At 53.7% G+C, this 13553-nt stretch carries 13 protein-coding genes and 1 tRNA gene; 9 read left to right on the forward strand and 5 right to left on the reverse strand.

Annotated features, from left to right (window positions below):
* Position 1 precedes the first annotated feature (1 nt).
* On the reverse strand, positions 2-1204 hold the full coding sequence (gltS, locus tag ACOTYH_RS16855) for a sodium/glutamate symporter (RefSeq protein ID WP_006812438.1): 1203 nt from the start codon (positions 1202-1204) through the stop codon (positions 2-4).
* A 225-nt stretch (positions 1205-1429) separates the two neighbouring features.
* Between gltS and xanP the strand changes: the two genes are divergently transcribed.
* Together xanP and ACOTYH_RS16865 are read left to right on the forward strand one after the other, a co-directional pair.
* A complete protein-coding gene (gene xanP / locus ACOTYH_RS16860; protein WP_015570053.1) occupies positions 1430-2821 on the forward strand; it encodes a xanthine/proton symporter XanP in 1392 nt (463 codons plus the stop codon).
* Between the two features lie 118 nt (positions 2822-2939).
* A complete protein-coding gene (locus tag ACOTYH_RS16865) occupies positions 2940-4634 on the forward strand; it encodes an AsmA family protein (protein WP_032620691.1) in 1695 nt (564 codons plus the stop codon).
* 128 nt (positions 4635-4762) lie between these two features.
* On the opposite strand, the gene yicI is transcribed toward ACOTYH_RS16865, so the two are convergent.
* The gene (yicI, locus tag ACOTYH_RS16870) at positions 4763-7081 is read right to left on the reverse strand and encodes an alpha-xylosidase (protein ID WP_058688705.1); all 2319 of its coding nucleotides are present in this window, start codon (positions 7079-7081) and stop codon (positions 4763-4765) included.
* 12 nt (positions 7082-7093) lie between these two features.
* Positions 7094-8485, reverse strand: coding sequence for a glycoside-pentoside-hexuronide family transporter (locus ACOTYH_RS16875; RefSeq protein ID WP_058688704.1), 1392 nt, complete (start codon positions 8483-8485; stop codon positions 7094-7096).
* 287 nt (positions 8486-8772) lie between these two features.
* Between ACOTYH_RS16875 and ACOTYH_RS16880 the strand changes: the two genes are divergently transcribed.
* Positions 8773-8867, forward strand: a tRNA-Sec gene (locus tag ACOTYH_RS16880).
* Between the two features lie 80 nt (positions 8868-8947).
* Positions 8948-9574 carry a DUF6680 family protein gene (locus ACOTYH_RS16885; protein ID WP_050595187.1) on the forward strand — a complete coding sequence of 209 codons (627 nt, stop codon included), beginning with the start codon at positions 8948-8950 and terminating at the stop codon, positions 9572-9574.
* A 5-nt stretch (positions 9575-9579) separates the two neighbouring features.
* Here ACOTYH_RS16885 and ACOTYH_RS16890 read toward each other — a convergent pair whose 3' ends face one another.
* The gene (locus ACOTYH_RS16890) at positions 9580-9771 is read right to left on the reverse strand and encodes a toxin-antitoxin system HicB family antitoxin (RefSeq protein ID WP_032644386.1); all 192 of its coding nucleotides are present in this window, start codon (positions 9769-9771) and stop codon (positions 9580-9582) included.
* Between the two features lie 125 nt (positions 9772-9896).
* On the opposite strand from ACOTYH_RS16890, the gene ACOTYH_RS16895 reads away from it, so the two are divergent.
* The 5 genes from ACOTYH_RS16895 to ACOTYH_RS16915 all read left to right on the forward strand — a co-directional run bounded on the left by ACOTYH_RS16895 (position 9897) and on the right by ACOTYH_RS16915 (position 13033).
* Positions 9897-10238: a SymE family type I addiction module toxin gene (locus tag ACOTYH_RS16895; protein WP_006812446.1), complete on the forward strand. Its 342-nt coding sequence runs from the start codon at positions 9897-9899 to the stop codon at positions 10236-10238.
* 58 nt (positions 10239-10296) lie between these two features.
* The gene (locus ACOTYH_RS16900) at positions 10297-11325 is read left to right on the forward strand and encodes a virulence RhuM family protein (RefSeq protein WP_421637835.1); all 1029 of its coding nucleotides are present in this window, start codon (positions 10297-10299) and stop codon (positions 11323-11325) included.
* A gap of 263 nt (positions 11326-11588) precedes the next feature.
* The gene (gene tssD, locus ACOTYH_RS16905; protein WP_421637836.1) at positions 11589-12074 is read left to right on the forward strand and encodes a type VI secretion system tube protein TssD; all 486 of its coding nucleotides are present in this window, start codon (positions 11589-11591) and stop codon (positions 12072-12074) included.
* A gap of 9 nt (positions 12075-12083) precedes the next feature.
* Positions 12084-12449 (forward strand): tlde1 domain-containing protein, encoded by a 366-nt coding sequence (locus ACOTYH_RS16910; RefSeq protein ID WP_072052498.1) that lies wholly within the window; start codon positions 12084-12086, stop codon positions 12447-12449.
* Positions 12446-13033, forward strand: coding sequence for a hypothetical protein (locus ACOTYH_RS16915; protein ID WP_225561440.1), 588 nt, complete (start codon positions 12446-12448; stop codon positions 13031-13033). The genes ACOTYH_RS16910 and ACOTYH_RS16915 overlap by 4 nt, the downstream gene beginning before the upstream one ends.
* A gap of 32 nt (positions 13034-13065) precedes the next feature.
* On the opposite strand, the gene ACOTYH_RS16920 is transcribed toward ACOTYH_RS16915, so the two are convergent.
* Entirely contained in the window at positions 13066-13509 is a 444-nt protein-coding gene (locus tag ACOTYH_RS16920; protein WP_032652089.1) for a GNAT family N-acetyltransferase, read from the reverse strand.
* Positions 13510-13553: the final 44 nt, after the last annotated feature.

The raw sequence follows: 13553 nt of genomic DNA on the forward strand, positions 1-13553 counted from the left end.
GTCAGCCAAACATCGGCAGCATCAGGTAGAGCTTAATGACCAGCGCGTTGACGATATCAATGAAGAATGCGCCCACCATCGGCACCACCAGAAACGCCATGTGCGACGGGCCGAACCGTTCGGTGATCGCCTGCATATTCGCGATGGCCGTTGGCGTCGCTCCCAGACCAAATCCACAGTGACCCGCAGCCAGTACCGCCGCATCATAGTTTTTGCCCATCATGCGCCAGGTAACAAAGATGGCATACAGCGCCATGAACACGGCCTGCACCGCCAGGATCGCCACCATCGGCAGCGCCAGCGAGGCCAGTTCCCACAGCTTGAGGCTCATCAGCGCCATCGCCAGGAACAGCGACAGGCTGACGTTCCCCAGCACGGACACTGCGCGCTCAAAGACGCGGTAGAAGCCCATCTGCGCCAGACCGTTGCTCAGGATCACCCCGATAAACAGCACGCAGACAAAGGTTGGCAGTTCGAAAGCCGTTCCCGCCAGCCATTGCGCAACGATTTTGCCCACGGTAAGGCAGATGGCAATCATGGCGATGGTTTCAATCATTACCAGCGAGGTGATACTACGGCCAACGTCCGGTTTTTCAAATGCGGTCGGCACCATTTCATCGTCTGGCCTGCCTTCCGGCGTGGTGGAGTGTTTCACCAGATAGCGCGCCACCGGGCCGCCAATCAGCCCGCCAAGCACCAGGCCAAAGGTCGCACAGGCCATTGCCACTTCCGTTGCGTTTTCAAAGCCATAGCGTTCGATGAACAGCTTGCTCCACGCCGCGCCCGTTCCGTGGCCGCCTGACAGGGTAATCGACCCCGCCAGCAGACCCATCAGCGGATCCAGCCCCAGCAGCGACGCCATACCGATGCCGATGGCGTTTTGCATCAGCAGCAGGCCCACCACAACAATCAGAAACACGCCCAGCACCTTGCCGCCCGAACGCAGGCTTGCGAGGTTAGCGTTCAGGCCGATAGTGGCAAAGAAGGCCAGCATCAACGGATCTTTCAGGGACATATCAAAATCGATTTCCCAGCCCATGCTTTTTTTCAGTACCAGCAGGGCCAGCGCCACCAGCAATCCACCGGCGACAGGTTCAGGAATGGTGTACTTTTTCAGAAAGGAAACACTGTGTACCAGCTTGCGACCAAGCAGAAGAACCAGCGTTGCGGCAACAAGGGTCGACAACGTATCGAGATGAATCATAAAAGGCTCCTGTTATGCGCGTGTTCCATACACACGCGGCGTTATCCTGGGCCGGGTGATGCTCGTCATGAGCCGCCGGCGCGAAAAGTGTAATTTTTTTTTCCTGTTCGTTGTAGAAAACCTGCTCACATCGGCAGATTTTCTCTCTTATTTTTGCTGGCAATCGTTTGCTTTTACCAGGTGGTCAGCTAAAATGCCCGCTTTTCCACCGTGGGATAGCCGCCGATGTCTGTTAACACTCTGGAGTCTGCTGATGCGCAACCGATTGCGCAGAAGCAAAACAGCGAACTGATTTACCGCCTTGAAGATCGTCCCCCGCTGCCTCAAACCCTGTTTGCCGCCTGCCAGCACCTGCTGGCGATGTTCGTTGCGGTCATCACGCCGGCTCTGCTGATTTGCCAGGCGCTGGGGTTACCGGCGCAGGATACGCAACACATCATCAGTATGTCTCTGTTCGCTTCCGGCGTGGCCTCCATCATTCAAATTAAAGCCTGGGGTCCGGTGGGCTCGGGTTTGCTGTCGATTCAGGGCACCAGCTTTAACTTTGTGGCGCCGCTGATCATGGGCGGTACGGCACTGAAAACCGGCGGCGCAGATGTCCCGACGATGATGGCGGCGCTTTTCGGCACCCTGATGCTGGCAAGCTGCACAGAGATGATCATTTCCCGCGTTCTGCACCTGGCGCGCCGGGTGATCACCCCGCTGGTCTCCGGCGTGGTGGTGATGATTATCGGCCTGTCACTGATCCAGGTGGGTCTGACCTCCATCGGGGGCGGCTACGCGGCAATGAGCGACCATACCTTCGGCGCGCCGAAAAACCTGCTGCTGGCAGGCGTGGTGCTGGCGATCATTATTCTGCTTAACCGCCAGCGTAACCCGTACCTGCGCGTGGCATCGCTGGTGATCGCCATGGCGGCCGGTTACCTGCTGGCGTGGGCGCTGGGCATGCTGCCGGAAAACACCACCCCAACCAACAGCGCGTTGATTACCGTGCCAACGCCGCTCTACTACGGCCTGGGCATTGACTGGAGTCTGCTCCTGCCGCTGATGCTGGTCTTTATGATCACTTCGCTGGAAACCATTGGCGATATCACCGCCACCTCCGACGTGTCCGAGCAGCCGGTCTCCGGCCCACTGTACATGAAACGTCTGAAAGGCGGCGTGCTGGCGAACGGACTGAACTCGTTTGTCTCGGCGGTGTTCAACACCTTCCCGAACTCCTGCTTTGGCCAGAACAACGGCGTGATCCAGCTGACCGGCGTGGCCAGCCGCTACGTGGGCTTCGTGGTAGCGCTGATGCTGGTGGTCCTCGGCCTGTTCCCGGCGGTGAGCGGGTTTGTGCAGCACATCCCTGAGCCGGTGCTGGGCGGCGCGACGCTGGTCATGTTCGGTACCATCGCGGCCTCTGGCGTGCGTATCGTCTCCCGCGAGCCGCTGAACCGCCGCGCAATCATGATTATTGCGCTGTCTCTCGCCGTAGGGCTTGGCGTCTCCCAGCAGCCGATGATTTTGCAGTTTGCCCCGGACTGGGTGAAAAACCTGCTCTCTTCCGGCATCGCCGCGGGCGGTATTACCGCTATTGTGCTGAATCTCATTTTCCCGCCTGAAAAGAACTGATCCCCACACGGCAGGCTGTCAATGCCTGCCGTGACATCTCTTTACACCATTCCCGCCTTGAGCATTGCGCATAAATCGTGCATAACACCCTTATGTGCGTTTCGCGGGAAGGAAGACCATGAAATTTATTGGAAAGCTGCTTATCTATCTTCTGGTAGCCCTGCTCATTGTAGTGCTCGCCTTTTATTTTCTGCTCCAGACCCGCTGGGGCGCATCGCAGGTCAGCAGCTGGATCACGGTGAATACCGATTACGAGCTCAACTTTGACCTGATGGATCACCGCTTTTCATCCCCTTCTCACATCCTTCTGGAAAACGTTACCTTCGGACGAGATGGCAAACCGGCCACGCTGGTCGCTAAAAAAGTGGATATTGGCTTAAGCAGCCGCCAGATCACCGACCCGCTGCATATGGATGCCATCACCCTGTTCGATGGCACGCTGAATTTATCGCCGCAGACGGCGCCGCTGCCGTTCCAGGCCGACCGTCTGCAACTGAATAACATGGCCTTTAACAGCCCGAATACCGAGTGGGATCTCAGTGCGCAAAAGGTGACCGGCGGCGTCAGCCCGTGGCAGCCCGAGGCGGGGAACGTACTGGGAAAAAATGCGCAAATCCAGATGAGCGCCGGGTCGCTCACGCTCAACGGCATACCGGCCAACAACGTGCTGATTCAGGGACAACTCAACGGCAAAGAGGTGGTGCTCAATACCATCGGTGCCGATATGGCGCGCGGCTCGCTGACGGGCTCGGCTCTGCGTAATGCCGACGGTGGCTGGGTTATCAACACCCTGCGTCTGAATGAGATCCGCCTGCAAAGCGACAAATCGCTGCTGGATTTCTTCGCCCCTCTCTCCACCCTGCCTTCGTTACAGATTGGGCGGCTGGAAGTGACCGATGCCCGTCTACAGGGGCCAGACTGGGCGGTAACCGACCTCGATCTCAGCCTGCGTAACCTCACCCTGAGTAAAGGTGACTGGCAAAGCCAGGAGGGACGGTTATCCATGAACGCCAGCGAATTTATCTACGGCTCGCTGCATCTGTTTGACCCTATCCTGAATGCGGAATTCTCCCCGCAGGGCATTGCGCTGCGTCAGTTCACCTCCCGCTGGGAAGGGGGCATGGTGCGTACCTCTGGCAACTGGCTGCGCGAGGGTCAGGCGCTGGTGCTGGACGACGTTGCCATTGCCGGGCTGGAATATACGCTTCCGGAAAACTGGAAAACGCTGTGGATGGACCCGCTCCCGGTATGGCTGAACAGCGTAACACTGAAAAAATTCGGACTGAGCCGCAACCTGGTGATCGACATCGATCCGGCGTTCCCGTGGCAGATCACCTCCCTCGACGGTTATGGCGCTAATCTGCGGCTGGCGCAGGATCACAAGTGGGGCGTGTGGGGCGGTAACGCAACCCTCAACGGGGCGGCAGCAACCTTTAACCGCGTCGACGTGCGTCGCCCGTCGCTGGCGCTGAATGCCAACGCCGCAACGGTAAATATTACCGATCTGAGCGCCTTTACCGAGAAAGGGATCCTGGAAGCGACCGCCACCGTGTCACAGCTGCCACAGCGACAAACCACCGTGAGCCTGAACGGGCGCGGTGTACCACTCAACGTTATGCAGCAGTGGGGCTGGCCAGCGCTGCCGATTGCGGGCGACGGCAATATTCAGCTCACCGCCAGCGGAAGCGTGCAGGCCAATGCGCCGCTGAAGCCGACGGTGAATGGGAAGCTGAGCGCAGTGAATATGGATAAACGGCAGGTGCAACAGACGATGACCGGCGGGATGGTGTCTACGGTGGCTCCGGCACAGTAAAAAGCCGGGTGGCGGCTTCGCCTTACCCGGCCTACGAGGTTTTGGTTCCTTCTACCGTGGGTGAGGGCATCAGACCGCATAATTACCGTAGGCCCGGTAAGCGAAGCGCCACCGGGCATTTTTCCAGCTCAGAGGTGAACCACCACCTCATCCCCCTCGGCTTTCACCACCACACCCCATTCGCTGCCCGCATGTGAACCGCCTTTTACGCCGCCGACCTTCTGCACGTTGCGCAAGCACACCGACCAGTTTTGCGCATCTCCCGCGCCGGTAAAGGTCACGACGTCGCCCTGACGTGACGCCTTCAGCGCAAACACTACAGAACCGTCCGCCGCAGGCACTTCACTCACCGCCGTTGCGCCATCGCTCAGGTTAAAGAGCTGGAAGGCCGTCCCCTCGTGCCACGCATAGTCCGGCTTCTGGTTATTATTGCCGAGCGCCAGCAGTGTGTTGTCGCGCACATAGACCGGCAGGCTCTGGAAATCGTGCTGCTGCTTATGCCAGCGGCTACCCTCGATTTCATCGTTGTGCCACAGGTGCGTCCAGCGCCCTTCCGGCAGGTAGAACTGCACGTCGCCCGCCTCGGAGAACACCGGCGCCACCATCATTGAATCCCCCAACATGTACTGGCGGTCGAGGTAATCGCACGCCGGATCGTCCGGGAACTCCAGCATCATCGCCCGCAGCATCGGCGTGCCGAACTCGCGGGCCAGCGCCGCCTGACGATACAGGTACGGCATCAGCTGACATTTCAGCTGCGTGAAGTGGCGCACCACATCGCAGGACTCGTCATCGTACGCCCACGGCACGCGGTAGGATTTGCTGCCGTGCAGGCGGCTGTGGCTGGAGAACAGCCCGAACGCGCACCAGCGTTTGTAGACGTGCGCCGGAGCGGTGTTTTCGAACCCGCCGATATCGTGGCTCCAGAACCCGAAGCCGGACAGGCCAATCGACAGCCCGCCGCGCAGGCTTTCGGCCATCGACTCATAGTTGGCGTAGCAGTCGCCACCCCAGTGTACCGGGAACTGTTGCGCACCCACGGAGGCAGAACGGGCAAACAGCACCGCCTCTTCTTCTCCCACCGTCTCTTTCAGCACGTTCCACACCAGTTCGTTGTAGATGTAGGCGTAATGGTTGTGCATCTTCTGCGGATCGGAACCGTCAAACCACTGGACCTCCGTCGGGATACGCTCGCCGAAGTCGGTCTTGAAGCAGTCGACGCCGATCTCCACCAGGCCTTTCAGTTTGTCCGCATACCACCTGCACGCGTCCGGGTTGGTGAAGTCGTAGATCGCCAGCCCCGGCTGCCATTTGTCCCACTGCCACAGGGAGCCGTCCGGGCGCTTGAGCAGGTAGCCCTTCTCTTTCAGCTCCCGGAAGATCGGCGATTTCTGGCCGATGTACGGGTTGATCCACACGCAGACCTTCAGCCCTTTCTCTTTCAGGCGGCGGATCATGCCTTCCGGATCCGGGAAGGTCACCGGGTCCCACTCGAAGTCGCACCACTGGAAGGCCTTCATCCAGAAGCAGTCGAAGTGGAACACGTGCAGCGGCAGGTCGCGCTCGGCCATGCCGTCGATAAAGCTGTTAACCGTCGCTTCGTCGTAGTTGGTGGTGAAGGAGGTGGTCAGCCACAGGCCGAACGACCACGCAGGCGGCAGCGCCGGACGGCCGGTGAAGCGGGTATAGCGGTTCAGCACTTCTTTCGGCGTCGGGCCGTCGATCACGAAGTACTCCAGATACTCCCCTTCCACGCTGAACTGCACTTTGGAGACCTTCTCGGAGCCGACTTCAAACGAGACATTTTCCGGATGATTCACCAGCACGCCGTAGCCGCGGTTGGTCAGGTAGAACGGGATGTTTTTGTAGGACTGCTCGGTGCTGGTGCCCCCGTCGCGGTTCCAGGTTTCGACCGTCTGGCCGTTACGTACCAGCGCGGTAAAGCGCTCGCCCAGGCCGTAGACCGTTTCCCCCACGCCCAGATCCAGACGTTCAAACACATAGTTGCGATCGGTATTGCTGTCCTGCACGTAGCCGTTGTTTTTCAGCTGGCTGCCGGTAATGCGCTGGCCGTTGCGCAGGAAATCCAGCGCCCAGAACTCGCCTTTGGTAACGCGCACGCTAACGCTGCCGCTTTTCAGCTCGGCAAATTCGGCGTTGTTTTCAATCTCTACTTTTACATCCTTCAGAACGTTCAGCGGATAGTGCGGACCGTTGTTCAGCGCGCCCTGGAAGTGCTCAATGCGCACCCCGACAATCCCTTCCTGCGGGGCAAACAGGCGCACCGTGAACATCAACGTGTCGAGCTGCCAGGTGCGTTCGCGCACGTCGCGCGGCGCCACATACACCACCAGGTCATTGCCCTGCTGCTCCACGTCGAACACCTGCACCGGGTAGGTCACGTTCAGGCCCGGTTGAATAAGCCAGTTTCCATCACTGATTTTCATACTCTCGTCCTCTTAGTTCTGTAATTCTTTGCTGATCGGCAGGTTTTCAAACTCCTGCTTATTGCGGCGCGCACCCTGCGCCAGCTCGCGCAGGATTTTGGTCAGGAAGGGTGTTTTCAGCGTGTAGTAGCGTTTGGCGATGATGGCGCTCAGCACGTAACAGATCGCCGGTGCCAGGGTAAACAGGCCGATGATGATGCTGATGGTCGCGCTGTTCTGGGTTTTGGCTGCCGCGTCGTAGCCGCCGCCTGCCAGCATCCAGCCTATCATCGCCCCGCCCAGCGCCAGGCCGAGCTTCAGCACGAACAGCGTGCCCGCAAAGCTGATGCCGGTCAGACGTTTGCCGTTGGTCCATTCGCCGTAGTCGACGGTATCGGACATCATTACCCACTGAATCGGCGTCACCAGCTGGTGCAGCACGCCGATAACGAAGATGAAGCCGAACATCAGGACGGTGGCATGCATCGGCACGAAGAACATCGCCACGCTGACCACCGCCAGCGCGGCGTTGGTCCACCAGAAGATGCTGACCTTGCACTTCCAGTCGGTGAGCGGTTTCGCCAGCGCGGAGCCAATCAGATTGCCGACGCAGTAGGTGGTGAGGAAGGCGACGAACACCTCCGGCGAGCCCATGATCCAGGTGCAGTAGTACATCATCGCGCCCCCGCGCACGCAGACGGCGAGTATGTTGAGGATGGTCAGCACGCCAACGATGCGCCACTGGTCGTTTTGCCAGATATCACGCAGATCTTCACGCATGGAGGTGGTGCTCGGCGGCACCTGGATGCGCTCTTTGGTGGTGAAGAAGCAGAACGCCAGCATCAGGAACGCGACCACCGACAGCACGGCGATCCCGCCCTGAAAGCCGAATGCTTTGTCATCACCGCCAATCAGGTTCACCAGCGGCATCATCAGCACCGTAGAGAGCATACCGCCCGCCGTCGCCAGCACAAAGCGCCAGGACTGGAGGGAGATACGCTGCGTCGGGTCGTTGGTGATCACGCCGCCCAGCGCGCAGTACGGGATGTTGACCACGGTATAGAGCAGGGTCAGCAGGGTGTAGGTAACGGCGGCGTAAACCATTTTACCGTTGAGGCTGAGGTCCGGCGTGGTATACGCCAGCACGCAGACGATGCCGAACGGGATCGCGCCGAACAAAATCCACGGACGGAACTTGCCCCAGCGGCTGCGGGTGCGGTCGGCAATCAACCCCATGCACGGGTCGGAGATCGCATCCAGCGCGCGGGCCAGCAGGAACATGGTGCCGACAAACCCGGCGGGAATACCAAAAATATCGGTGTAGAAAAACATCATATAAAGCATGACGTTATCAAAAATGATATGGCTGGCGGCGTCTCCCATGCCGTAGCCAATCTTCTCTTTTACTGACAGGACTTCGCTCATATTTTTATCCTTCACGCTGTAGGGGGCGCTGAGACCGGTTACCGTTTTTTAAACCATTGTTTCAGGAGCGGGTATTGCGTTTTCTGGTTAAGAGATTACGTTTCTTGTTTTTTGTGATCGGGATAAAAGTTGGTGAGCACGAAATGCTAACCTGAGGATTTTCTTAAGAATTAGCTGAAACAGGGGGGTTAAGGTCAAAAGAGAGGTGAAAAAAGTGGTGTGGGGTATGTGGTAAATGCCTGAAAGTAGCTATAATGCGCCCCGCCTCCATGTAGCAATGCAGGCGCGGAAGATCGTCATCTCCGGTGAGGTGGCTGGACTTCAAATCCAGTTGGGGGCGCCAGCGTTCCCGGGCAGGTTCGACTCCTGTGATCTTCCGCCAAAATTCATATAATTAATTTTTTCAAATATCCGTTCTTAAAGCATATAATATCTTTATAACTATCACTCAGGAAGTGTTATATGAATATATTATTTGGCATGGAAACAAAAGATATAATTATGACAGCAGCAGTTATTGTTGGCCCTGTTCTTGCTGTTCAAATACAAAAAACATTAGAGCAATTCAGAGAAAGAAAACAAAGCCGCTTATCGATATTCAGAACTTTAATGTCTACTAGAGCTCAAAGATTGCATAGAGAACATGTGCAAGCATTAAATATGATCGATCTAGAGTTTTATGGAAGAAAACTCCCAATAATAAGAATCAGATACCAAACCAAGAAAGAACAAACTGTTACTCATGCCTGGAAAAGTTATAATAGCCATCTAAATAAAATTAATGACTACCCAGATATTAATATTTGGATATCCAAATCCGATGATCTTTTTACTGACTTGCTCTACGCTCTTTCGCAAGCAATGAATTACGATTTTGATAAAGTACAATTACAAAGAGACTGCTATAGGCCAATTGCTCATGGCGATTTAGAAACAACACAAGCAAATATCTTAAAAGGGTTAGAAAAAGTTTTCTCTGGCGATACAGCCTTACCGATGTTCATCACTAATGCTCCCATGAATAATTCAAATCAGAATGATGAAGTCATGCCTGAAACAACAACTGATTTCGATACAGAAACACGCTGACATATTCATGCTTTCGGTGAAATACCCTTAGCTCGTAACGCCTCTCTCGCCAACTCCTTTAACCAGCTAGCGAGGCTCACCCCTTCCTCAGCCGCTACCGCATCCAACTGTTCCTTCAATGCCGGATCAATACGCATCTTAAACTGCGGAGATTGTCCGCCGCCTTTTGGTTTTTTTTCGCGCGATATGATTGACATGAGGCCACCTATCCATCTACTCTGACACATATAGGAGGCCACCTAATCCTCCTGTATTAGCAACGCTCCGAAGTGCGGGAACACAACCGGAGCGTCTAACCTCACCAACTATCAAGGAGTTGATTATGGCTGATTCGCATTCTACCCCAGACACTGACCAATCCGGAACCGAGCGTTCATTAATTGTGGGATACCGCCCGAATGTTTACGACAAATCCACGCCTAAAATCATCCTTTCCGGCAAGTGGCTGCGCGCGGCGGGGTTTGATACCGGGCAGCAGGTCACGGTAAAGGTCATGAAAGGATGCATCGTTCTGGTGGCGTATAACGAGCAGGAGCAGCGTTTGCAGGACGATTATAAACGGACGAAAGCAAAGCTTATTGAGATAGAGGACGCGCTTGCAGCGATCCAAATTCCACATGCTGGAAAGCGCCTCGCAAAATCAAATACAAACCACCTGGCTTAGCGGCTGTTTCTGGCATACTACGAGCTTACAGGCATCAACCTTATGAAGCGGAGGCAGCATGACATATGAGGAATTAATAAATTCTCCAGCCGGTGAGTTCGTCATGTTTGCCAGCAAGGATGGAAAAGTTCGCATTGAATGCCGCTTCGAAAGCGATACGTTGTGGCTCTCACAGGCCACGATCTGTGAGTTATACGGCAAAGCCAAAGCTACGATCAGCGGGCATATCAAGAATATTTTTGATGAGGGTGAGCTGGTCGAAAATTCAGTTGTTCGGTTTTACCGAACAACTGCCAGCGATGGTAAAGTATATAACGTTCAATACTTTAGCCTGCCCGTCATTCTCGCCATCGGCTATCGCGTCCGATCCACGCGAGGTACGCAGTTCCGCCAGTGGGCCACCCAAACGCTCCAGGAATACCTGGTTAAAGGCTTCGTTATGGACGACGAGCGCCTGAAAAATCCGCCTGTGGGATCTTCCGCCGTCCCTGACTATTTCGATGAAATGCTGGAACGCATTCGCGATATACGTGCCAGCGAACGCCGGGTCTACCTTCGCGTGAGGGAGATTTTCGCATTAGCTGCTGACTATCAGCCGTCGCTCAAAGAAACCACGCAATTCTTTCAGACCATCCAGAATAAACTGCATTTTGCCTGCACTGGGCACACCGCTGCTGAGTTGATTCACCAACGTGCGGACGCCACTCAACCGCATATGGGGCTGACCAGCTATAAAGGCGAAGAAGTCCGTAAAAGCGATGTCACCACCGCAAAAAATTATCTGTCTCAGGATGAGGTGAGCGAGCTTAATCGCGTCGTTAATATGTGGCTCGATTTTGCCGAAGATCAGGCCAAACGCCGCAAGCAGGTATTTTTACGAGACTGGCAAACCAAGCTCGATCAGTTTCTGCAATTTAATGACCGGGACATTTTAGAAGGAGCAGGCAAAATCAGCAAGAAAACGGCTGATGAAAAGGCGTGCTCAGAATACCTCGAGTTTGAAAAAAAGCAGCGCCTGCTGAAAGAAGCTGAAGGTAAGAAAGATATCGCCGGCTTATTAAAATGGGATAAGCAGGCTAAGCGCTAATCCCGGCATAGGTTCATTATTTAATGATATTCATCATTTCAATATTTGATGCTTTTTTTAGTGACTATTATTCTTGCGATGGAAGAATAGTCATAAATCAACCTTATAAATTTTTAAACGTCAATTGATACCATCCATATCTCGCAACTACAACTTTCTATTAAACCAACCAAAATTCTTTAACACTCCTGTTTTGAAATGAAAGTCACAATTTAAATCCATAATGAAGAGTAGTTTCCCTCAGTCTATAAAAGGAGATTGAGATGGCTATACCTGTTTACTTATGGCTCGAGGATGATTCAGGCCGGAGGATTAATGGTTCTGTCGATATAAAATATCGCGAAGGTTCAATAGAAGTGATTGAATTTATGCATTCTATAGAACAACCTATAGATAAATTCTCCGGTAAAATCACTGCAAAACGCATTTGTAGTACCTATGCATTCATGAAAGAGATTGATTCATCATCCTCTTATCTATACAAAGCCTTATGCACTGGGCAAACACTTAAAAAAGCAGAGTTCATATTTTACAGAATCAACTATAACGGACTTGAAGAGGCTTACTTTAAGACAACTTTAGAAAACGCAAGAGTTGTTCAAATTGAACCTGTCATGTTTGATATTAAACATCCGCAAAACGAACACTATACACACCATGAATATGTAGATATGACATATGAAAAAATCACATGGCACTACATTGATAGAAACATCATTCACTCTGATACCTGGAAAGAACGCGCTTAAGGAGAAAGTATGTCCTGGGAATATGATGTAAAAGAGCATAAATTTTATCTGGATGGTGTCTACCAATTTGATGCAGATTACGCAGGTGCTAGTGGTTACAAAAACGATCCGTCACAAGAATGTGTAAAAAACAGCGGACCGCTGCCACGAGGTACCTACACTATTGGGTCCCCTCATAATTCAGCCCACACCGGGAAATATACTCTCAGCCTCACGCCCTACTCGACAAATGAGATGTGTGGTAGAGACTCATTTAAAATACATGGTAAAAGCAGTTTGCACCCTGACGACTCTTCAGAGGGCTGCATCATTGCTCCTCTGAGTGCCAGAAGGAGTATCTGGAAAAGCAACGATACGGTATTGATAGTCAAATGAAGCGTTTATTTTGTTTATTGCCATTACTCGTTGCAGTCAGTTCGCACGTCTCAGCAACGGAAATGACCGGCTTCGCGACCGAGTATTACGATGAAGACGGATCATTGACGGAAATTTCTACAACAGTGCCCCTTTCACCGACCATCGCTATAGGCAAGCAAGCCGTACGAATGGAGGTTACTCACCTGTCAGATATCACCAGCACACCAGTTAACAAAGACAGCTCAGCACGCTGGGTCTGCCTTCATGACGACGATGGCACGAATTACTGGTTCATTTCTGATAACGAAATGGGTGCAGGATTGTTAACTGCGCTAGTTATTGCCAAAGATGGCATCCATAAAGAGTGTGCTAAAACAACGGAACCTGTCAGCGTCTCAGTCGCGAATGTTCCATTGTTGAATGCTACTCACAGGAATCTAATTGAAATGTTCGGCAAGAAAGGGATCGCCAAAAAGAAAGCGATACTTTTTTATCAGGAGACGCCAGTACAGAATGGATTCATCCAGAGTAATACGGTCTCGTATTACTTCGATGGCGAAAAAGTGCGTGGTGTAATCATCGGGCAAATTACCAGTAACTAGCTTGCAGACGCCCTCTCCAGAGGGAGAGGGCGTTAAGCCTGTCCACTCAACCGCATATGCAACAGCGGAAACGGATTCCCCTGCCCGTCCAGCTCCGAGCGCCCGACCGGCTCAAACCCCATATAACGATAAAACGCCACCCCCTGCGGATTCTGCTCGTTCACATCCACTTCATTTACGCCGAATTCTGCGATGGCATATTGCAGCAGCATTTTCCCGATACCCTTCCCCCGGCTCGCATCATCCACAAACAGCATTTCAATGCGATTTTTATCCACGCCCAAAAAGCCGTGAATAATACCCACGTCATCCCGGGCAATCACAACCCTGAGATTAGGCAAATATGCGTTGAGCAATAACGGACGCAGCGCCGCGATATCGCTTTCCTGCAAAAAGCGGTGCGTGGCGCGAACGGACGACTCCCAGACTGCGACGAGGCGTTCAAATTGTGAGGGGTGTGCGGCTTCTATTTTCATGATGATATTCCGGTTGAGTAAAGTTTCAGGGCAGCAATGTAATG

This window comes from Enterobacter cloacae complex sp. SHL001, from assembly GCF_049236825.1.
Taxonomy (GTDB): Bacteria; Pseudomonadota; Gammaproteobacteria; order Enterobacterales; family Enterobacteriaceae; genus Enterobacter; species Enterobacter hormaechei_C.